Genomic DNA, 20,944 nt, shown 5'->3' with positions numbered 1-20,944 from the left:
TCCGCTCACCGGACCGGCACCTGCGGCAGGACCGTCAGCGGCAGCGAGGTGCGGAACTGGCCGGGCGTCAGCGGGTCATCGCGCTCCCGCCACGGGTCCACGTAGCCGTCCACCGAGGCCTGCATGGCGGCGTCCAGTCCGGCTGCAAGGCCTTCCGAATCCTCCACGATCACGGCGCGAAGGTGCTCGATGCCGACCCGCGGCACGAACGCGTACGTCCGCTCCAGCCAGTTGGCGCGCTCGCGGTAGTACTGCATGAACCGTCCGGTAAGGACCTGGACCTCTTCCGGGCTGTCCACGGTGGCCAGCAGGTCCCCCTTGCGGATGTGGGCTCCGGCCGCTCCCCCTACGTAGATTTCCCAGCGGCCGCCCTCCACGGCCACCACGCCCACGTCCTTGACCAGGGATTCGGCGCAGTTCCGCGGGCAGCCGGACACCGCCAGCTTCAGTTTGGCCGGTGACTCAAGGCCCTGGAAGCGGGACTCGATCTCGATGCCGAGCTTTGTGGAATCCCCTGTGCCGTAACGGCAGAAGTCCTGGCCCACGCAGGTTTTGACGGTACGGAAGCTCTTGCCGTACGCGTAACCGGAGGGCATGTCCAGGTCCGCCCACACCTGCGGCAGGTCTTCCTTCCGGATCCCCAGCAGGTCGATCCGCTGCCCGCCGGTCAGCTTGATCAGCGGAACGTTGTGCTTCTCGGCCGCGTCAGCAATCCGGCGGAGCTGCTGGACGCTCGTCACTCCGCCCTTCATCTGCGGCACCACGGAGAACGTGCCGTCGCGCTGGATGTTGGCGTGCACCCGGTCGTTGATGAACCGGGCGTCGCGTTCGTCGATGTACTGGTCCGCGAGCATCATCTTCAGCAGGGACGCCAGCCCCATCTTGGATTTTGCGTCCTCGGCGCTGCCGGGAGCCAGCGCCTGGAACACCTGGGAGACCGAGCGCAGCCCACGTTTCCGGATTTCGGCCATCAGCATCGGCTTGTCCAGCGGGATTCCCGGGACGTAGTAGCTGGCTGCCGGGTCCTCCTCCACGGCACCACCGGCCGCCCATTCCACCACCTGCTGCACCAGCAGCTTGCACGAGCCACAGCCCTTGCCGGCACGGGTGGCGTCCATGGCTCCGGCCACGGTGGTGCAGCCGCCCTTCACCGCTCCGGCTAGCGCCTTCTTGCTGACGCCGTTGCAGTTGCAGACCTGGGCGTCGTCGTCGAGCTCTGCCACTCCCACGTCTTCCCCAGGGGTGCCGAGGTCGAACATCAGGCTGAGCCGTTCCTCCGGCAGCGGCAGCCCCCGGTCGAAGGCCTGGGTGAGGTAGGCCACCTTGCGGCTGTCGCCCAGGAGCGTGGCGCCCACCATTTTGTTGTCGCGGACCACGATGGATTTGAAGACGCCGCGGCTGGGCTCGGAGAAAACGATGTGTTCGTCGGTGTCCAGTTCGGGCCCGTGCAGGCCCATGGAGGCCACTTCCACGCCGGCCACCTTCAGCTTGGTGGCTGTCCGGGAACCAAGGTACGCGGCACTGGTGTCGGCACCGGTGACGTGGTTCGCCAGCACCACGGCCTGTTCCCAGAGCGGTGCCACCAGGCCGTACACCTCGCCCCGGTGCTGGACGCACTCCCCCACCGCGTAGATGTCGTCCTCGTCCTGGACCCGGAGCTGGTCGTCCACCACGATGGCGCGTTCCACGGGCAGCCCGCTGAGCACCGCCAGGTCCACGTTGGGGCGGATTCCGGCGGCAACCACCACCATGTCGCAGCTGATGTCGGGCTTGTCCCGGAGGCGGACCCCGGTCACCCTGTCGGTTCCCAGCACGGCCGTGGTGCGGCTGCCCGTATGTACCCCGATGCCAAGTGCCTCCACGCTCCTGCGGAGCACCGCGCCGCCGTCGGGCCCCATTTGCGCACTCATCAGGTGGCCGCCGGAATGGACCACCTCCACCTCGATCCCGTGGCTGCGGAGGCCGTACGCGGCCTCAAGCCCCAGCAGTCCGCCGCCGATCACCACGGCCCGCCGGTGGTGCTCCTCCTTCGCGTGGGCCACCATTTTCCGGGTGTCGTCAATGGTGCGGAACCCGAACACCCCGGGTTTCACTGACCCGGCGGGCGTGTGCAGCCCGTCCATGGGCGGCATGTGCGAGCGGCTGCCCGTGGCGATGATGAGGGTGTCGTATGGCGTCACCCGGCCGTCGCTGGAAAAGACGTGCTTGGTAAAGCGGTCGATCCGCTCCACCCGCACCCCGGCGTGCAGGTCGATGCCGTTGTCCCGGTACCAGGGAAGGGAGTTGAGGAAAATGTCGGCGTCGGACTCCTCGCCGGAGAGGACGTGGCTGAGCATGATCCGGTTGTAGTTTCCGTAGGGCTCGTCGCCGAACATGGTGATGCTGAACTGGTCCGCGCCGCCCCGGGCCAGGATCTCCTCCACCGTCCGGGCTCCTGCCATCCCGTTGCCGATGACCACGAGGCGCCGGCGCGGGTCCCTGCCGGTTTTCCGGGCCCGGGGCGTGTCCAGGACGCTGGTCATCAGTGTTCCACCATGCCCAAGTCGATCACCACGGAACCATGGACACCTTCCGGCGCCGCCACATACAGCTCGATGACGGAGCCGCCCTCGATGTCCTCCACCACCCGGAGCGGAACGTGCACTTCGCTCTTGGCGCCGATGGGAAAGTACCGCATGGGGACGCCGTTGCGCAGGAGCACCACAGCAATCAGCTCCGCACTGGAGTTGCCGCCGCGGAAGTAGAGCGTCTGGTTGATGACGCCGTCCGGGACGTAGTGCGAGAGCTCACTGTGGATGGGCACGGGCTTTTCCATCCCCACGCCCTGGAAATGGTAGATGCCCTGCAGGAAAAGGTTCTTGGTGAGCACGGGGCGGAGTCCTTTCGGCCGGCAAACAACTGGCACAGCCCATCCTGCGCCGCCGATGTTTCCGCGCGCCGGTTCCCCGGTAAAGATCCCTTAACGCAAACCTCACCGATTTCGGGGGGTGGCCGCTTAGACGGTTCCCTGCAAGGTCGACGGCGGGCAACATCGAGTGCCCAGGGAACCGTCGAATCGGCTGCTATTAAACTGGCCTGCTAAGCCGCTGCGACAGCCCGTCTACGCCGGGCCTTGGCCATGCGGGTCCCGATCAGGCCCTGCCGGGGGCTGAACAGGTAGACCAGCGCGAACACCACACCCTGCGTCAGCACCACCATGGCGCCCGACGCCGTGTCCAGGTAGTAGCTGATGTAGATGCCGGCGATGGAGCACACGGCCGACACCGTGGGGGCGATGACCAGCATCCGGGAGAACCGGTCCGTCAGCAGGTAGGCCGTGGCACCGGGAATGATGAGCATGGCCACCACCAGCACCACGCCCACGGTCTGCAGCGCCACCACCGATGTCAGGGCGAGCAGGCCAAGCAGCAGAGCCCCGAGCCGTTTCGGCGACAGCCCGATGGCGTGCGCGTGCGTGGGGTCGAAGGCGTACAGGGTGAGGTCCCGGCGCTTCAGGATCAGGATGGCGAACGCCACCACACCCAGGACCAGCACCTGGATGAGGTCCGGGACGCTGACACCCAGCAGGTTGCCGAAAATGATGTGGTTGAGGTCCGTCTGGCTGGGCGTGACCGAGATCAGCACCAGGCCGAGCGCGAACAGCGAGGAGAACACGATGCCGATGGCGGCGTCCTCCTTGACCCTGCTGGTGTTCCGGACCACCCCGATCAGGGTCACCGCAACCAGGGCAAACACCAGGGCCCCCAGGGCGAACGGGGCGCCCACGATGTACGCCAATACGACGCCGGGAAGCACCGCGTGCGAGACGGCGTCACCCATGAGGGACCAGCCGATCAGGACGAGCCAGCAGCTCAGCACGGCACAGACGACGGCGGCGAGCGCGGTGGTGACGATGGCGCGCACCATGAAGTCGTAGGTCAGGGGCTCGAAGAGGAGTTCCATCAGACGGCCCGCCTTCCGCCGTTGGCGGGCAGGCCGTCGCGGGGCTGGCCGTCGCGGGTTGGGGTGTCGGGATGAGGTTTCGTTTGGCTGCTTGTGGTGTCCCGGTTCAGCACGTCCAGGCCGAAGGCCATCGCAAGGTTTTCCGGCTGCAGCACCAACTCCGGGGGCCCGTGCATCAGGACCTTGTGCATCAGGAGGACGGCTTCGTCACAGAGCTGCGGCAGGGCGTGCAGGTCGTGCGTGGACACCAGGATGGTGCAGCCGTCTCCCGCGAGCTCACGGAGGAGCCGGGTGATGGTGGCTTCGGATCTTTTGTCCACGCCTGCGAAGGGTTCGTCCAGGAGCATGGTGGTGGCTCCCTGGGCGATTCCCCGGGCCACGAAGGCGCGCTTCTTCTGGCCGCCGGACAGCTGGCCGATCTGCCGCCCGGCATAACCTCCGAGCTCCACCCGGTCCAGTGCTTCGTCCACGGCTGTGCGGTCCGCCTTGGAGGCGCGGCGGGTGAAGCCCTGGTGGCCGTACCTGCCCATCATCACCACGTCCCGGACGGACAGCGGAAACTGCCAGTCCACGTCCTCGCTTTGCGGCACATAGCCGATGCCGCCTTCCCGGCGTGTCCGCGAAGGTGACTGTCCGTTGATGCGGACGGTGCCGGCGTCGGGCTTGATCATTCCCATGATCACCTTGAACAGGGTGGACTTGCCGGAGCCGTTCATGCCCACCAGCCCGCAGATCCGCGCCGGATCCAGGGACAGGGACGCCGCATCAAGGGCCAGGACCTCGCCGTAGTGGACGGTGACGTTGTCCACCAGGATGGCCGGGGTGGTCATGACCCCGCTCCGGTCAGGGCCTCGGTGATGACCTCCGCGTCGTGCCGGATCAGGTCCAGGTAGGTGGGCACCGGACCGTCGGCTTCGGAGAGCGAGTCCACGTAGAGCGTGCCGCCGAATTTTGTACCGGTGGCGCCGACCACCTGCTGCATGGGGGCGTCGGAGACGGTGGATTCGCAGAAGACCGCCGGCACGTTGTTCGCCTTGACGTACTCAATGGCGCGGGTGATCTGCTGCGGCGTGGCCTGCTGCTCGGCATTGACTGCCCAAATGTAGAGCTCGTTCAGCCCGGCGTCGCGGGCCAGGTAGGAGAAGGCCCCTTCGCAGGTGACCAGGGCCCGCTGGTTTTCCGGAACACCGGCAAGGCTGGACGTCATCTGGTCCTGCACAGCCTGCAGCTCGGCCTTGTAGGCCTCACCGTTGGCCTTGAAGGTTTCGGCATTGTCCGGATCCAGGTCGGAGAATGCCTTCACCATGTTGTCCACGTACACCTTGACGTTCAGCGGCGACATCCAGGCGTGCGGGTTGGGTTTGCCCTGGTAGGCGTCCTCACTGATGGACATGGGCTCCACGCCCTCGCTGACCACTGCGTGGGGCACATCCAGGCCCTCCACGAACTGGCCAAACCACGCTTCCAGGTTCAGGCCGTTGTCCAGGATCAGGTCCGCCTTGGACGCCTTCCGGATGTCTCCCGGAGTGGGTTCGTAGCCGTGGATCTCGGCGCCGGCCTTGGTGATGGACTCCACGGTGAGCTTGTCCCCCGCAACGTTCCGGGCGACGTCGGCCAATACCGTGAAGGTGGTCAGCACTACCTTCTTGCCATCATCGCCGTTGCCCTCAGCCCCGCCTCCGCAGGCGGTCAGGAGGAGGGAAAGCACGACGGCGGCAACGGCTGCGGCGCGGAAGCGCACCGTCCGCGCGGCACTGGTCCGGGCGGCTACTTTGGCGCACCGAAACATAGATTTAGGCATACCGAATATTCTAGGCGAAGCACGTTTTCTTGACCAACGTTCCCCGGAACACCCGGCGCCATCCCGCCACGGGACCCACCCGCCCAACCAGGTCGCGCTAACTGTCGTTATGAGGCCCCATAACGACAGTTAGTGCTGCACAGTTGGGAGGCTAGGCTGAAGTATGGCCACCGTCCACCGCATACCGCCCGCACCGCAGCCACAGCTGTACCGCTTCTCGCCCCTGGATTTCGCCACGCTGGCGATGTACGTGGCGATCGCCGGGTTCTTCACCATGGCCGGGAACCTCCTGGCACCCTTCCTGCGGCAGGTTGCCCCGAGTCCGGCGGCTGCGTCCTACGCCGTGAACCTGCTCTTCTACGGTTCGGTGGGCATCCTGGCGCTGCTCGCCGCGCGCCGGGTCATGGCCCGGGACCTGAAGGTCCTCGCCACCCGGCCGTGGTTCACGCTGATGATGGTGCCCGCAGCGGTGGTGGCCATGCTGATCCTGACGGCGATCGTGGTGGCGATCGGTGGTGAGGTGCAGACGTCGGAAAACCAGGCCGGACTGCAGCAACTGATGCAGCAGGTCCCCGCCTGGCTGATGGTGCCGGTGGTGGTGGTGGTTGGCCCATTCGTGGAGGAGTACATCTTCCGGCACCTGCTGATCGGCAAGCTCAGCCGGCGCATCAACATCTGGGTGTGCTGCGCGCTGTCCGTCGTCCTGTTCGCAAGTATCCACATCGCGGGACAGGAAGCCATCACGCTCACCGCCCTGCTGCCGTACCTTGCCATGGGTGCAACCCTGGTGTTCGTCTATGTCTGGACCGGGAGGAACCTGATGTTCTCCTACTTCGTCCACGCCGCCAAGAACCTGCTGGCCGTCGTCTTCATCTACGCCATCCCGCCGGAACTCTTCGAGCAGATCCAGCAAGTGCCCGCCTAAGCATCCAACGCGGGGTCGGATATCGCCCAAAAACCGGGTTTTTAAGGGCCAAAAGTGACTCCGCGTTGCTTGTTAACCTCGCAAGCCCGGCCAGGGCACCCTGCGGCGTGGGCCCCCGTTGTTGTCCGCACCCTATCGCCGGAGCACCTGCCGCCGTACCTTGGGTGGATGGGACTGAACATCCAGATTGTCATCGACTGCAAGAAGCCGCACGAGCTTGCGGACTGGTGGGCCGAAACCCTGCAGTGGGCGGTGGAACCGCAGGACGCCACATTTATCCGCTCCATGATCGACCAGGGCTTCGCCACCGAGGACCAGACCATGACGCACCGGGGAAACCTGGTGTGGCGGGACGGGTGCGCCATCCGCCCACCGGAGGAAATTGAGGCGAAGGCACCCAGCCGGCGCCTCCTGTTCCAGACCGGTGAGGACGAAAAAGTGGTCAAGAACCGGGTGCACTGGGACGTGAACCTGGCCGGCCGGGACAAGGACGAGGTCCGCAGCGAGCTGGAAGCCAGGGGCGCCGCCTTCCTGTGGACGGCCAACCAGGGCCCGCATTCCTGGCACACCATGGCCGACCCCGAGGGGAACGAGTTCTGCATCAGCTGAGCCCGATTACTAGACTTGGACGGTGAGCAACCAAATCCCCGCCCCGGTGTCCGACGTCTTCGATCCCACCCGCTGGCGGGTGGTGTCCGGGTTCGAGGACTTCCAGGACATGACCTACCACCGCCAGGTGGAGCGCGACGCCGACGGCACCTGGGTGCGTGACCTGCCCACCGTGCGGATCGCCTTCAACCGGCCCGAGGTCCGCAATGCGTTCCGGCCCGGCACGGTGGATGAGCTCTACCGGGCCATGGACCACGCCCGCATGACCCCGGACGTTGCCACCGTGCTGCTCACCGGAAACGGCCCCTCCCCCAAGGACGGCGGCCACTCGTTCTGCTCCGGCGGCGACCAGCGGATCCGGGGCCGGGACGGCTACCGCTATGCCGACGGCGAGACGCAGGAAACCATCGACCCCGCCCGGGCCGGCCGGCTCCACATCCTGGAAGTCCAGCGGCTGATGCGCACGATGCCCAAGGTGGTCATCGCCGTCGTCAACGGCTGGGCAGCCGGCGGCGGCCACTCCCTGCACGTGGTCTCCGACCTCACCATCGCCTCGCGCGAGCACGGCAAGTTCAAGCAGACCGACGCCACGGTGGGAAGCTTCGACGCCGGCTACGGCTCGGCGCTGCTGGCCCGGCAGATCGGGCAGAAGGCTGCCCGGGAGATCTTCTTCCTGGCCCGTGAATATTCCGCGGAGGACATGGTTCGGATGGGCGCCGTCAATGAGGCCGTGGACCATGAACGCCTCGAGGAGGTGGCCCTCGAGTACGCCGCCGATATCGCCCGGCAGTCGCCCCAGGCCATCCGCATGCTGAAGTTCGCCTTCAACCTCGCCGACGACGGCCTGGCCGGCCAGCAGGTGTTCGCCGGCGAGGCCACCCGGCTGGCGTACATGACCGACGAGGCGGTGGAGGGCAAGGAAGCCTTCCTGCAAAAACGCGACCCCGACTGGTCCAGCTTCCCGCACTACTTCTAAGGCAGGAACGGCATTGAATAGCGGCCCCCTCAACATCGAACCGGCCCTGAAAGCCCTCGCGGCCGCCCTCCACGGCGAGGGCCCCGCCGTCGAACTCTCCATCGGCGCGGACGGCGCCCTGGTGGTGGGCCACATCGAAACTCCCGGCTGCGATGACGCCGTGGCCGTGGTCCGCACCTCCGGTTCCACCGGATCGCCCAAGGCTACCGTCCTGACCGTGGAGTCGCTGGCCGCATCCTCCATGGCCACGGCGCTGGCGCTCAAGGGCGAAGGGCAGTGGCTGCTGGCGTTGCCCGTGCAGTACGTCGCCGGGATCCAGGTACTTGTCCGCTCCCTGTTCGCCGGCACCCGCCCCTGGGTCATGGACATGTCCGGCGGGTTCACCCCCGAGGCCTTCACGGGCGCGGCGCTGGAACTGACGGACAAGATCCGCTTCACCTCCCTGGTCCCCACCCAGCTGCAGCGGCTCCTCGACGATCCTTCCCCCGAGACGCTGGCTGTGCTCCGCCGCTTCAACGCCGTCCTGCTGGGCGGCGCCCCGGCCGCGGAGTCCCTGCTGGCGGCAGCCCGGGAGGCCGGCGTGCGCGTGGTCACCACCTACGGTTCCGCCGAATCCTCCGGCGGCTGCGTCTACAACGGCTACCCGCTGGAGGGAGTCTCGGTCCGCGTGGACGGGGACGGCAGGATCCTGCTCGGCGGTGACACCATCGCCGCCGGCTACCTGGAAGCCCCGGACCAGGAATCCGGCACCTTCTTCGAGGAGGACGGCGTCCGCTGGTACCGCACCAGCGATCTGGGCAGCATCGACGACGACGGCCGCCTCAACGTGCTGGGCAGGCTGGACGACGTGATCATCACCGGCGGCGTGAAAGTTTCCGCCGCCCACATCCAGGAAGAGCTGGAAAAGTCCGACGCCGTCGCCGCGGCTTTCGTGGCAGGGGTGCCGTCCGCAGAATGGGGCCAGGCCGTGGCGGCCTACGTGGCGCTGGCGGGCGAAGGCGCCGCACAGGCCGGCGGCGGTCCGGACGGAAGCAGGGACCACGCCGTCGTGCTTGAACAGGAGTGGCGCCGTACGCTGGGGGTCCTTGCCCCCAAAACCGTCCTGGCCGCGTCCTCGCTGCGGATGCTGCCCAACGGCAAACCCGACCGGCTGGCCATGACCGCCGAACTCAGCGCCCTGCACCAGGGAAAGTAGAGTGGACGTGCACCATTGCGGCGGGAACGTGCTTTTCGCCCCGCCGAACTCCCGAACCAACATGAGGTACTGACCGTGGCCACAGCCGCACAATGGATCCAAGGCGCACGACTCCGAACACTGCCGGCTGCGATTGCGCCGGTGCTGATCGGCTCTGCCGCCGCCTACGAGATGGATTCGTTCCTTCTGTTCAACGCCATCCTGGCAGCGCTGGTGGCCCTCCTGCTCCAGGTGGGCGTGAACTTCGCCAACGACTACTCGGACGGCATCCGCGGGACGGACGACGACCGCGTGGGGCCGCTGCGCCTCGTCGGTTCGGGGGCGGCCAAACCGGAGCACGTCAAAAGGGCCGCGTTCGGCACGTTCGCGGCGGCCATGGTGTTCGGGCTGGTCCTGGTGGTCATCACCCAGAGCTGGTGGCTGATCCTGGTGGGCCTGGGCTGCGTGATGGCGGCCTGGGGCTACACGGGCGGCAAGAACCCCTACGGCTACATGGGCCTGGGCGACGTTTTCGTGTTCGTGTTCTTCGGCCTGGTGGCCACCCTGGGCACCACCTACACCCAGGCGGGACAGATCAACCTGCCCGCCATCATCGGCGCCATCGGCACCGGGCTGATCGCCACCGCGCTGCTCATGGCCAACAACGTGCGGGACATTCCCACGGACATGCAGGTGGGCAAGAAGACGCTGGCGGTACGGCTGGGCGACAAGCACGCACGGGAGAGCTACGTGCTGATGCTGGCCCTGGCCATCCTGCTGGTGATCATCCTGGCTCCGGGCCGGCCGTGGATGCTGATCGTGCTGCTGCTGATTCCGGCCTGCCTGATGCCTTCGTGGCTGATGATCAACGGCCGCAAGCGCAAGAGCCTCATCCCGGTGCTCAAGCAGACGGGCCTGATTAACCTCGGCTACAGCCTGCTGTTCTCACTGGGCCTGGTGCTTGGCCACGGTTTCTAGGGCTTATCCGGTCAGCCTCGGTTAGCCGCGCGCCTTGGGGTCCTTGGCGTCGTTGCTGATGGCGACGTCCGGGTTGGCGTCCAGCAGGGAGTCCTCAGCGTGCGCGTCCTGGACTTCGCCGGCTGAGCGGAGCGGCTTGGCCTTGCCGGAGAACCGGTGGTGCAGGGCGGCGGCTGCCGCGTCCCGCTGCTTCTGGAAAAAGAGGTAGCTGACGGCAAAGGCAATGAGTGCTGCGCAGATGACGGACATCAGCACGCCCAACTGCAGGAGGGTGAAGAGCACGAACAACGGCACGAAGAGTGCCAGGCGGATCAGGGAATATTTCAAAAAGGCCACATTCAAGTTTAGCGGCCTCCCGCCCGAGGTTCCGTGGGCCTCCTGACGATAGACTTAATGGCATGCTCCTCCGTGTGGCTTTGGCCGTGGCAGTCCTCGTCATCTTTGTGTATGGCCTCGTGGACGTGATCCGGACCGATGGCCGCCTCACGCGTGGGATCTCGAAGCCTGCGTGGATTGTCGTCATGATCGTCCTGCCCGTGCTGGGCGCCATCCTGTGGCTGCTCATCGGGCGGCCGCGCGGGACATCCCCGCAGCAGCAGAATTACCGCCATCCCGCAGCTCCGGATGATGATCCGGACTTCCTCCGCAAGCTCGAGGTCCGCCGCCGCCAGGAGGCCGAGGCCGCCAGGCTGAAGAAGCTCGAGGAAGATCTGGATGCCAAGGCCAAGGACGGCGACGGCGGGAAAGACAAGCACGAAACTGACGAGCACGATACCGACGGACTGAAGTAGGACGCATGGCTCACGAATCTGACGGACAAGAACGGCTGCGGACCGACCCCTCCGGGACCGCCTCCCCGCCAGACGGGCCAAGCCCCACACAGTCAGATTCCCCAACGGGCCAGCCGGTACCACCGCCGCCCACGCAGCACACGCCGCCGCCCCGCCCCGGCTTCTCGTATTCCGCTCCGGCACCAATCGCCGTTATCCCGCCTGCGCCCGGAACCATCCGGCACGGCAGGACACTGTGGCTTGTCAGCTTCGTGGCGGGGCTCGCCGTACTGGTGGGCTCCTTCCTCACCCGCGACGGCCACTTGGAGCGGCTTCGCGGTGTGGTGGAGGAGATGGCTCCCGGCGGTGACGCCGAGGCTGTCACCACGGCCACCGGCATCGTCTTCTGGGGAAGCGGCGGCGCACTCCTGCTCGTGATGCTCCTGGAGGCCGTCATGCTGGGGGTGGTGCTGGGCCGCCAGGGCTGGGCCCGCTGGGCCCTGGTCCCGCTGCTGGCCGGCCACGCCCTGGTCATGCTGGTGGCCACCGCGTTCTTGGTTCCCGACGGCGAGGGCGGCAGCTATGTCATGCTGCTCTGGGGTGCCGAGCTGCTCCTGGCCCTGATCGGGCTGGTGCTGTTCTTCCTGCCCTCCTCTGGCGCCTGGCTTAAGTCGAGCCGGCCCGCTTAGCCGGTGGTTGAGCTGAACTGGGTTTCGACAAGCTCAACCACCGGACTCACGGTGGTTGAGCCTGTCGAAACCGGGTTTCGACAGGCCCTACCACCGGTGCGTTTAGGCCGGCTGGCGGTGGCGCTGACGGGCGGAGGATTCCGCCAGGATGCCCTCGCAGCTGCGGATGACCACGCGGCAGGCGTCAAGGGCTGACCTGTCCGTCAGCGGGTTTTCGGCCACGGCGCGCCACCGCAGCAGGAAGCGGCGCGCCTCATCGGACAGTTCGTCCGGCGTCGCGTCCGCGTCCAGCCCCAGGCGCACGTGGGATGCAGCGCCCCACCCCCCAATCAGGCCCTCGGCCTCGTTCGCCAGCTCGGAGCTCAGCGGCACACCGGTGGTCCGGAGCGTTGCAAGCAGCCGCAGTTCCCGGAACTCGTGGGCGTTTGCCTGCAGCCGTTCCAGGGCGGCGGCCAGATGCTCCGTTCCCGGGCGGGGTGAGGTGCGCAGCAGGGACTCCACGCCCACCAGCGCGGTCCGTGCCTTCAGCGCCTCCGCGCGGGCCTGGAACTGGCGGCCCAACAGGTCCAGCAAGGGATCCAGGCCGCTGCGCCGGGCGAGCTCGTGCGCCAGCGGTGTTGGTTCGTCGAAGCCGTTCCGGATCAGGACCACGGCCAGCCGGATACCGAACAGCCCGTACCTCGCGAGCAGGGAAGCCCTTGCCTCCGCGGTGAGCGATTCCGGGCTTGTGGACCGGAGGAACCTGTCGGCCGAGAGCAGCATCTTTTCCCGGTCTGCGCGGTCCAATCCGGCCAACTGTTGGAGCGACACAAAATCCTGCTGGCGCATGGCCCGGGCGCTCTGGGCGAGGAGCCCCGCAACCGGGACAACCCCCAACGCCAGCTTCCGCAGGTTATGGTCCCGCCGGTACCTTTCGGCGATCTCGCCTGCGGACAGCAGCGAATCGATTCGGCCGGCGCCCACCTCGTCGGCCCTGGACAGCACGGCGAGTGCGTTGACCGTGCCGGAGCGGCCCGCTTCCGTGTCCCGGAAGGATTCGAGGAAACGCAGGTCGGAGGCGTGCATGTGGCGCATCAGGTAGATGACGGCATCCGCCTCCGATGGTGTGTCCTCAGGGGTGAGGAAGCTGGTGGACCGGGCGGATACGTCCTCGGACAGCGAGGCGATGCCGGGGGTGTCGATCAGGGTCATGGTCTGCAGCATCGGGGACGGCCACTCCACATCCAGCCGCTCCACGTCCTCCGCCTGCACGTCCCCCAGCACGAACACCAGCCGGCCGTCCACGCGCTTGAGTGGCAGGTTCCGCGGTTCCCCGGTCTTCGGGTGCAGCGTGATCCGTGGCGTGTGGCCGTGGCGGTACCAGGTGACGATGCGGGTGCATTCCCCGGTGTCCGTGGGGGCTATCTCCTCGCCGATGATCGCGTTCAGCAGCGTGGACTTTCCGGCTTTCACCATGCCTGCGATGGCAATCCGCAACGGCTCCGCCAGCCTCCGGGCATAACCCCGCAGCACGGCAGCTGCGGCGTCATCATCCCCGTAGGCTTTCAAGGCCTCCTGGACCAGGCTGGCGGCTCCGGAAACGGTTGCGGCAGTCATCAGACCGCCACCGACGACAGTTTCCTGCTGCCGGCCACTTCGGCCGCAACAACTTCCGCTGCCCGGTGGAGCGCATCCACCTTCTTCAGCTCCGCCTTGATTTCGCGGATCCGGACATCCTTCTTCAGGGCGTAGGTGGTGGCTGCCTTTTGCGCCACCGTCACCGAATCCGTCAGGGAGCGGTGGTGTTCCTCCGCGATTTCGGTGAAGTGGTCGCGGATGGACCGCTGGACCAGCCGCAGCCGGTCCTTCAGCTGCTTGCCTACCTGGAAGGTGACGTCATCAATCTGTCGCCTGACCAGGGCCTTGGCTTCGCCCTGCCGGCGCTTGAGCCGGGCTTCCTTGTCCTCCCGGTATGCCTTGCGGCCCAGCAGCAGGCCGGCGCCCACCGAGAGCGGGTTGATCAGTGCCATACCGAAGATGCCGGTGAGGAGGCCGAACATCAGCACGCCGCCGTAGGATCCGCGCATGCCGATCAGTACCTTCTGCATAGGGTTGATGCGTCCATCCTCCATGCCCGGCATCGCATCCACGGGGTCAAGTGCGTCACCGGAGTCGGACACCCGCATCACCGGCAACGACACCTCATCGGCTGCAAAGTGTTCAGCCACCTGGGCTGCCAGCCACTGGGCACGCTCGTTGGTCCAGACGAAGGTGTCGGAGATGGCAGCGGCCGCGCATTCCTCCAGCCACTTGGAAAACTCATTCCAGGTAGGGCCAGGATCTCCCTGGTCGATGGCGGTCTCGGCTTCCCGCTGGATGCGGCGGAGACGGTCCCGGAGGTCGTACTCCATGTCGGCAATGAGGTCGCTAATGCCGTCGTTGAGGGTGATCTGCCAGCGTGCGGACCGTTTCCGGAGGTCGTCGGCTTCGGCGCGGGCCAGTTCCAGCTGCGCGATCATCTGGGGCGTGCCTGCAGGGTTTTCCAGTGCTTCCAGCTCGGTCTGCAGGGAGAGGCGCAGGTTCTCGGTGACGGACAGCAGGTCCTGGCTGACAGAGCGCCGCTGCAGGCGCTGAGCGTTACCCACGATCTCGTTCCGGAGGTGGCTGATCAGCCCGGGAAAGCCGGATTCGTTGTTCAGCTCGCCGTCCTGCAGGCGTGCAGCCTCAAGGCGGAGGTCCGACGAGACCGGGAACAGCGGGATATCGGGGGCTACCTTGCTCAGATGGACCCGGTCCGTCTCCTCCACCCGCCGCCAGTCCGGGTACAGGTCGGTCTTGGACAGGACACCCACAACGCTGGGGGTGATCCGCATGGCCTGGCGGAGGAAGCGCAGTTCCGGTTCGGTGTACTCCTGGGAGGCGTCTGAAACCAGGAGCATGGCATCGGCGGTGGGCAAAGCCGTAAGGGTAGTCAGGGTGTGGGAGGAGCCCATGCCGCCAACACCGGGCGAGTCGATGACGGTGAGCCCGCCGGTGAGGACCTTGCGGGGAAGGTAGACCTCGGCGGCGACGAGCTTCTTGCTGTTCCCGGGGTTTCCCTGCTCGGAAACGTAAGCCGGGAGATCGGCCATGGGGATCTGCTGGCGTTCAACGGTGCCTTCGTCCCCGGCATCCCCATCGGCTTTCGGGACCAGGATGGCCGCCGAGGCCGGATCACCGTACCGGACCACGGTGGGGACCGATGTGGCAATGTCGTCGTCAACGGGGCACGCCGGTGCGTTGACCAGGGCATTGATGAGCTTGCTTTTGCCTTGCTTGAATTCACCCACCACGATGACGCGGATGCTGGGATCCTTGAGCCGTCCCATGGTCTGGTCCAGGCGCTTGCGGAGATCTGCCCTGTCGCCCGTGCCAACCAGTGTGAGTCCATGCTCCACGAGTCTGACCAGTTGCCCGGCGGTGGCCGGTGTTGTCGATTTTGCCGGTCCTGTTTCTGCCACAGCGTTTCCTTTTGCGTTGAGCCCCGAATTGGAACGTGGGATGGGTTGGGAAGAGCCCGGCAGGAGGTGGGAACCTCCTGCCGGGCTTTCCTGTCCGGACTGGCTGCTAGCCTGCCGTGGCCTCGGCGTCGTCCGCGGCGAGTGCGAGGTTGTTGTCCTCCACGTTCACGTTGGTGGAGTTGTCCTCAGTGAACTCGAGCTCGTTGTCGGCGACAACAACGTTGTCCTCGACATTGACCGGGTTGAAGGAATCCTCGACCTCTACCTCGACATCGGTCTCAGTGGTCTGCGAGTTGTCGTTGAACGAATCGTTCAGCTCGACGTCCGTTTCGGTGGTCTCCGAGTTGTCATTGAATGAATCGTTCAGCTCGACATCCACCTCGGTGTTGATGGACTCGTCCTCGTTGAAGGAATCCTCGATCTCCACGCTGTTGTCATTGAACGAATCCTCAACGTCGACCTCCGTGTTGGTGGAGTTGTCCGAGTTGTCGTTGAACGAATCCTCGACGTCGACCTCCAGGTCGTTGTTGGTGGAGTTGTCGGAGTTGTCGTTGAACGAGTCGTCGATGTCGGCATCGATGTCGACGTCGGTGTTGAAGGAGTCCTCGATATCGGTCTCTTCGTTGCCGATGTTGACGTCGCCGCCGGCGCGGATGGAGTTGTCCGTGGAGTTATCCGTGGAGTTGTCCGTGTTGTAGGAATCCTCGATGTTGTTGGAGTCCTCGACGTCAGCGTCGTCGCCGGCGGCGATGGCACGGTCACCGGAAGCGACCACCGAGTCGTTGTCGAACCACTGGGTGACGTCGCCGTCGGCCCAGATGTTCTGGTTCACGGACTGGTCCGTGATGGTGTCGCGGTCATCCACTGTGGAGGTGTAGGAGTAGTTGTTCACAACGTGGTGCAGCTGCTGGACTGCGTGCGCGTGGTCGTCGCCACCGTGGTTGTTGCCGCCGCCGTTGCCGCCGCCGTGGTGGCCGCCGCCGTGGTGGCCTCCACCATGGTTGCCGCCACCGGTGCTGCCGCCGCCGCCGTTGTCGTCAGTGTGGGAGCGGTTGCCGCCGGTGTTGTACTCCCGGTCGAAGCGGGAAGCGTTGACGGTGACCGGAGCGTAGTCCAGGACTACCGGCATTGCGGCGTCGACGTCTGCCGAGCAGACCTTGCCAAGTCCGTGGTCTTCAAGGACCTTCTCCGGGTCATCCAGGAAGTCCTGGGCGGCCTGGCGGTCTCCGAAGAGGTTCATGAGGAACTGGACGAGATCGTTTGCGAGTGTCATTTGAAGGTCCCCTGCTTTTCTATGAGTTGCGGTTCGCCCGGCGTCGTTGCTGGGCTTGAATCAAACGTATGGGCCGGGGGTAGGACCGGGCATCGGGCCGGTTCCCCCTACCGGCAGTCCCCCGCGTGGGGAACCGCCGGGCCCCCGGTTAGGGGCATTAGGGGCTTACTCCTGAGGGGGATTCTCGGAGCTCAGGGCAAGGCGCAGCCGGGCCAGCAGGTCCGAGCGGTTTTCCGCACCCAGGCGGCGGCGCATCCGGGCTATGTGGTGTTCGGCAGTCCTCGGGGAGATGTAGATGGCCTCGCCGATCTCCCGGTATGTCTTGCCCTCAAGCACCAGCCGGGCAACCTCTTTTTCCCGTTCGCTGAGCCCTGATCCGTCCGGCTGCATGCCGTTGCCGGTTTCTGCGGTGGGAGCATTGCGCGTCTCGCCGGAACCCGAGGTTCCGTTGCCCGTGGACGTTCCCTGCGGATGGAGGTCCCGGGCGCAGGACAGCAGGCGCACCATGTCCTTGCGCTCTTCCGCCCGGGCTGCGGCGTGTCCGGCAAGCCTGGCGCCTTCCCACGGCATCCCCACCCTGCCCAAGCCACGCGCGGCGGCCTCGACGTCGGCGGGCTGGAACCTGCCGGCCAGCACCGAAACCCATGCCTTGCCCGCGGTAGCCAGCACGGCTGCCAGGTGGCTGTGGTGCGCGGCCCGGGCCAACGCTGCGGCATGAGGTGCCAGGTCAGCGGGGCTTTCACTGAGCAGGGCGGCCTGGGCAGCTGCCCAGTGGAAAGGCACCGCCCACAGCGGCGGGTTGCCGAGGCGCTCCAGGAGCTGCTTTGCCTCGTCCAGGTAATGCGCCACCCGCCGGGTTTCCCGCAGCCGGGCTGCCGTGATCATCAGCTCACCCCACGGCAACAGGCTGTAGAGGTCCACGGACGTGTGCAGCATCGCTTCGCGGGCGCGTTCCCACGCCATGACAAGTTCGGGAATTTCGCCGTTCCGCCGGGCGAGGCCCACTTCCAGCGCCGCCCGCAAAAACTCGTCCCGCGGAACCAGGGGCCAATGATTGGCCTTGGAAGCCTCGTTGATGGACAGCCGGGCGTCCTCGAGCTTGTCCTGCTGCATCGCGGACCATGCCTGGAGCAGGTAGAGCCGCGGCTTCGCAGCATTTCCGCCCTGGCCGGCGGCAGTGGCTGCCCGGCAGACCGTCTCGGCGAGATGCGGCTCTCCGCTGTTCAGCGCCGCGAGGGCGGCCAGGGCTGCCGGGGTATCGGGAAGCGGAAGGGCTGCCCCTGCCGCGTTCAGCATGTCTGACGCGTGGATCAGGACCGGCAGCGCCTGGTGCGGATCGCCGGCCAGTGACTCCAGGATTCCCTTACCGGTTTCGGTCATTGCGGCGGCCAGGAGGGTGGGCGATGCCGGGGGTGCGTCAGCCTTGAACACCGCATCGGCTCCCGGCCGGTTGCCGCAGCCCACCATGGCTACGGCGGCCAGCGGCGCCGAGGGTCCCAGCCGGGCGGCACCCAGCCAGCTGAAGGCGTCCGCACCGCGGGCCAGCATGCCGCGCTGCGCCCAGACGGCGGCGGCTACGTTCACGCCCCGGCGTACGTCCGGCGGATCCTCCTGCACCAGGAGGGTGTCGATGATCCGGGTGGCTGCGTCCAGGTCCCCGTCCCCGGCGGCAGCCTGGGCGCGCCGCGCGGCCGTGGCTATTTCGTCGGCGCCTGCCAGCAGGGCTTCGTCGTAGAGCTGGCAGGCCAGGCCGGGATCGTGCTCCAGGGCCTTGTCCCCCGCATGCTCCAGTTCCGCCGCCACGCGCTGGTCCGCCAGCCCCCCGCGGGCCAGTTCGCGGGCGAAGTCGCCCAGCGGCTGGCCGTCCGTAACGTACACCGTGACAAGTTCTCGCTGGAGCGCATGGACTTTCGTGGTGGGTGCCACGGTGAGCAGGGCGTGCTGGGCCGGTCCCACCACGGTCCCGTCGGGTGTCAGCAGGCCTGCCTTTTCTGCCCGTTCAACCAGCGCAGCAAGGCTTTCCACCTCGCCGCCGTCAATCTTTCGCTGCAGGTCCGCGGGCAGCGGTCCCGGCAGGGCAAAGCCCACAGACAACGCCAGCAGCAGCTCGCGGACTGCAGCGTTCTCGCCCTTGAGCTGCCGGGCCATGAGCTCTGCAGCGTGGGGTGACTGCCCCGGATGGTTCAGTTCCGCATGAAGGAAGGCCGGCTCTTGCGCGCGCATCTGATGACCCGCCATGCTAAGCCGCCGGTTCAATCGCGGTAGTCGGAGCTGGCTCCACAGCAGTTACCGTCGGAGTCGGTTCGGCGGGCGGTGGTGGAGCAACCGTTTCTGATGGCGCCGGCTCCACGGGAACCGGAACACTCGGCGCGGGGTCAGACGGCAACGGATCGATCGGAGTGGGGTCGACGGGTGTCGGATCCACCGGAGTGGGATCGACCGGCGCAGGATCCACCGGGGTGGGGTCAACCGGAGCCGGGTCAACGGGAGCGGGGTCTACAGGGCTTGGATCCACGGTGGGATCCGGAACCGGCGCGCTGGTACCGGGAACAGCAGGATCAGTGGTTCCAGTACCCAGCGTGGGGGTGCCGTTGGGCTCGGTGGTGCCGCCCGGCGTCGTACTTCCGGTCCCTGGTGCCGTGCCCGCGGCACCAGGATCCGCTGCTGCACTGCCCGTGGATCCTCCGCCGGCAACGGCCTTGTCCGCAGGTGTGCTCGACGAGGGCCGGCTGGTGGGCGAGGCCGCCACGTCGAGGCCGGCCTTCTGGGCGGGAGCAGCCTTGTTCACGCCGGCCTCGATGCCTGCCAGCGGTGCTGAGCCATCCCCCGGAGCACCGGCAGCGGGTCCCCCGGCACCATTCCCGCCGCCGCCGGAACCTCCTGCTCCGGCTTCCGGGGCGGCACCAGCTTCCGGGACGAACATGGACGTGAGGTTGGTGAAGCCTTCCGGGCTCTGGGCTGCGGTGGCGGTAAGGACGGTAAAGAGGGCAGCGGCTGCTGCGATGGCCGTGAGCCGCACGGTGGGCTTCGGAGCATGTGCTCCGCCATGGTGCCCGTGTCCCGGGCCGTGGCCCGCGGCCGGGGCGGCGGGCGTCTTACGGGACCAGCTGGCCAGCCGTACGGGCGCGTGCCCGTCTTCCGAAGCGTCTTCACCGGAGGAAGGCGCGACGGCGGTTCCGTCGGCTTCCGCGGCGGCCCCACCGGCAGCAGCTGCTGCCGGAGCAGCTTCCGGCTGTGCCAGCACCGCGGACACGGCCGCGCCCAGGCAGATGGATGACTTGGGATCGGCGTCCACGGCGATGGGCCGGTCCAGCTGCTCCGAGATCAGCTGCGCCACGAGGGGGATGCGCGAGGATCCGCCGATGAGCAGCACGGCGGTCAGGTCCGCCGGCTCGAGCTCAAGCTGTGCCAGGGATTGTTCCAGGGCGTCAACAGTGTCCCGGATGGGTTCTTCAATCAGCTCTTCGAATTCGGAACGGACCAGGCGGATCTGCTGCTGGATGCCGGGGAGGAGCACGGAAATACTGGCTTCGCTGTCCGAGGAGAGAGCTTCCTTGGCCTCCACGCACTCCCGCCGCAGCCGGGTCAGCGCCGCAAGCACGCCCGGCTCGCCGGTGTCGAGGCCTGCCAGGGCGCCGCCGGTGTTTTCAGCGACGTAACGGAACACGGCAGCGTCGAAGTCGGCGCCGCCCAGGTTTTCAATCCCTTCCGGGCGCCCCAGGAGTTCAAAGTGGTTGGTGCCGGCTTTGCGCAGGACAGCTGTATCGAAGGTTCCGCCGCCCAGGTCGTAGACGGCGATGGTGCTGCCGTCCTCCACCCGCACCTGCGATGCGTAATGCAGGGCGGCGGCTTCCGGCTCCGTCAGCAGGGTGACGTTCCCAAGGCCTTTCGCTGCCAGGGCGTCGCTGATGACGGAGGTCCGGTGGCTGCCCCATGCAGCGGGATGGGTCAGGATGATTTCCGACGGCGGTGCACCCTCGCGCTCGGCCGCCCGGTCAACCACCCAGCGGGCCATGGTGGCGAAGACGTCCTCGGGAGGAAGGGACAGCGTGCCAACGGAGATGGGCACGGCATCACCAACGCGGCGTTTGAACTCCCGTACGACGCGCCCGGGGGAATCGAGCCCGCGGCGTTCCGCGGCCTCCCCCACCAGGATGGGGCCTTCCTCCGGGTAGTACACCACGGAAGGCACAGCTGACCCGCGAAGGCCCAGCGGCAGGCTCTCCGGGACTGGTGTAACTCCTTGGTTAAAGCGGACAACGGCAGCAGCCGTAAAACTTGTCCCGACATCGATGGCGAGAACGTAACTCATGGAAACCCCAGGAAAA

Annotated in this window: 18 protein-coding genes; 7 read left to right on the top strand and 11 right to left on the bottom strand. The window is 66.9% G+C overall.

The genetic code is table 11. The features are described 5' to 3' along the window. Positions 1 to 5: 5 nt before the first annotated feature. The 5 genes from nirB to AC5RWA_RS01495 all read right to left on the bottom strand — a co-directional run bounded on the left by nirB (position 6) and on the right by AC5RWA_RS01495 (position 5,743). A complete protein-coding gene (nirB, locus tag AC5RWA_RS01515; RefSeq protein ID WP_494056266.1) occupies positions 6 to 2,522 on the bottom strand; it encodes a nitrite reductase large subunit NirB in 2,517 nt (838 codons plus the stop codon). Then, entirely contained in the window at positions 2,522 to 2,869 is a 348-nt protein-coding gene (locus AC5RWA_RS01510; protein ID WP_079597487.1) for a molybdopterin oxidoreductase, read from the bottom strand. The genes nirB and AC5RWA_RS01510 overlap by 1 nt, the downstream gene beginning before the upstream one ends. Positions 2,870 to 3,078: 209 nt before the next feature. Beyond that, positions 3,079 to 3,942: a metal ABC transporter permease gene (locus tag AC5RWA_RS01505; protein ID WP_494056265.1), complete on the bottom strand. Its 864-nt coding sequence runs from the start codon at positions 3,940 to 3,942 to the stop codon at positions 3,079 to 3,081. Next, positions 3,942 to 4,772, bottom strand: coding sequence for a metal ABC transporter ATP-binding protein (locus AC5RWA_RS01500; RefSeq protein ID WP_494056264.1), 831 nt, complete (start codon positions 4,770 to 4,772; stop codon positions 3,942 to 3,944). Before AC5RWA_RS01500 ends, AC5RWA_RS01505 begins: the two co-directional genes overlap by 1 nt. Further along, on the bottom strand, positions 4,769 to 5,743 hold the full coding sequence (locus AC5RWA_RS01495) for a metal ABC transporter substrate-binding protein (protein ID WP_494056263.1): 975 nt from the start codon (positions 5,741 to 5,743) through the stop codon (positions 4,769 to 4,771). The genes AC5RWA_RS01500 and AC5RWA_RS01495 overlap by 4 nt, the downstream gene beginning before the upstream one ends. 163 nt (positions 5,744 to 5,906) lie before the next feature. Between AC5RWA_RS01495 and AC5RWA_RS01490 the strand changes: the two genes are divergently transcribed. From AC5RWA_RS01490 to AC5RWA_RS01470, 5 genes are all read left to right on the top strand, one after another. Further along, on the top strand, positions 5,907 to 6,668 hold the full coding sequence (locus tag AC5RWA_RS01490) for a CPBP family intramembrane glutamic endopeptidase (protein ID WP_494056262.1): 762 nt from the start codon (positions 5,907 to 5,909) through the stop codon (positions 6,666 to 6,668). 168 nt (positions 6,669 to 6,836) lie between these two features. Then, positions 6,837 to 7,277: a VOC family protein gene (locus AC5RWA_RS01485; protein WP_494056261.1), complete on the top strand. Its 441-nt coding sequence runs from the start codon at positions 6,837 to 6,839 to the stop codon at positions 7,275 to 7,277. Positions 7,278 to 7,299: 22 nt separating this feature from the next. Next, positions 7,300 to 8,253 (top strand): 1,4-dihydroxy-2-naphthoyl-CoA synthase, encoded by a 954-nt coding sequence (locus tag AC5RWA_RS01480; protein WP_494056260.1) that lies wholly within the window; start codon positions 7,300 to 7,302, stop codon positions 8,251 to 8,253. Positions 8,254 to 8,266: 13 nt separating this feature from the next. After that, positions 8,267 to 9,448, top strand: a complete 1,182-nt coding sequence (locus AC5RWA_RS01475; protein WP_494056259.1) for an AMP-binding protein — start codon at positions 8,267 to 8,269, stop codon at positions 9,446 to 9,448. 75 nt (positions 9,449 to 9,523) lie between these two features. Then, positions 9,524 to 10,405, top strand: coding sequence for a 1,4-dihydroxy-2-naphthoate polyprenyltransferase (locus AC5RWA_RS01470; protein WP_115524790.1), 882 nt, complete (start codon positions 9,524 to 9,526; stop codon positions 10,403 to 10,405). Between the two features lie 21 nt (positions 10,406 to 10,426). Here the strand turns inward: AC5RWA_RS01470 and AC5RWA_RS01465 are convergent, their stop codons facing one another. Continuing rightward, a complete protein-coding gene (locus tag AC5RWA_RS01465) occupies positions 10,427 to 10,741 on the bottom strand; it encodes a DUF4229 domain-containing protein (RefSeq protein WP_079597605.1) in 315 nt (104 codons plus the stop codon). Between the two features lie 62 nt (positions 10,742 to 10,803). Between AC5RWA_RS01465 and AC5RWA_RS01460 the strand changes: the two genes are divergently transcribed. Continuing rightward, complete coding sequence (locus AC5RWA_RS01460; RefSeq protein WP_079597495.1) at positions 10,804 to 11,196, top strand: PLD nuclease N-terminal domain-containing protein; 393 nt, start codon at positions 10,804 to 10,806, stop codon at positions 11,194 to 11,196. 5 nt (positions 11,197 to 11,201) lie between these two features. Then, complete coding sequence (locus AC5RWA_RS01455; RefSeq protein ID WP_494056258.1) at positions 11,202 to 11,864, top strand: hypothetical protein; 663 nt, start codon at positions 11,202 to 11,204, stop codon at positions 11,862 to 11,864. A gap of 102 nt (positions 11,865 to 11,966) precedes the next feature. Here AC5RWA_RS01455 and AC5RWA_RS01450 read toward each other — a convergent pair whose 3' ends face one another. The 5 genes from AC5RWA_RS01450 to AC5RWA_RS01430 all read right to left on the bottom strand — a co-directional run bounded on the left by AC5RWA_RS01450 (position 11,967) and on the right by AC5RWA_RS01430 (position 20,928). Continuing rightward, the gene (locus tag AC5RWA_RS01450; protein WP_494056257.1) at positions 11,967 to 13,460 is read right to left on the bottom strand and encodes a dynamin family protein; all 1,494 of its coding nucleotides are present in this window, start codon (positions 13,458 to 13,460) and stop codon (positions 11,967 to 11,969) included. Next, positions 13,460 to 15,343, bottom strand: a complete 1,884-nt coding sequence (locus AC5RWA_RS01445; protein ID WP_494056256.1) for a dynamin family protein — start codon at positions 15,341 to 15,343, stop codon at positions 13,460 to 13,462. Before AC5RWA_RS01445 ends, AC5RWA_RS01450 begins: the two co-directional genes overlap by 1 nt. 106 nt (positions 15,344 to 15,449) lie before the next feature. Next, on the bottom strand, positions 15,450 to 16,616 hold the full coding sequence (locus AC5RWA_RS01440; RefSeq protein ID WP_494056255.1) for an IniB N-terminal domain-containing protein: 1,167 nt from the start codon (positions 16,614 to 16,616) through the stop codon (positions 15,450 to 15,452). A 165-nt stretch (positions 16,617 to 16,781) separates the two neighbouring features. Then, positions 16,782 to 18,839, bottom strand: a complete 2,058-nt coding sequence (locus AC5RWA_RS01435) for a LuxR C-terminal-related transcriptional regulator (RefSeq protein WP_494056254.1) — start codon at positions 18,837 to 18,839, stop codon at positions 16,782 to 16,784. 16 nt (positions 18,840 to 18,855) lie between these two features. Beyond that, positions 18,856 to 20,928 carry an Hsp70 family protein gene (locus tag AC5RWA_RS01430; RefSeq protein WP_494056253.1) on the bottom strand — a complete coding sequence of 691 codons (2,073 nt, stop codon included), beginning with the start codon at positions 20,926 to 20,928 and terminating at the stop codon, positions 18,856 to 18,858. Between the last annotated feature and the right edge of the window lie 16 nt (positions 20,929 to 20,944).

The organism is Arthrobacter sp. 210 2 (assembly GCF_059093025.1).
The sequence above is the reverse complement of the archived record's forward strand: the minus strand, read 5'-3'. Positions and strand labels throughout refer to the sequence as shown.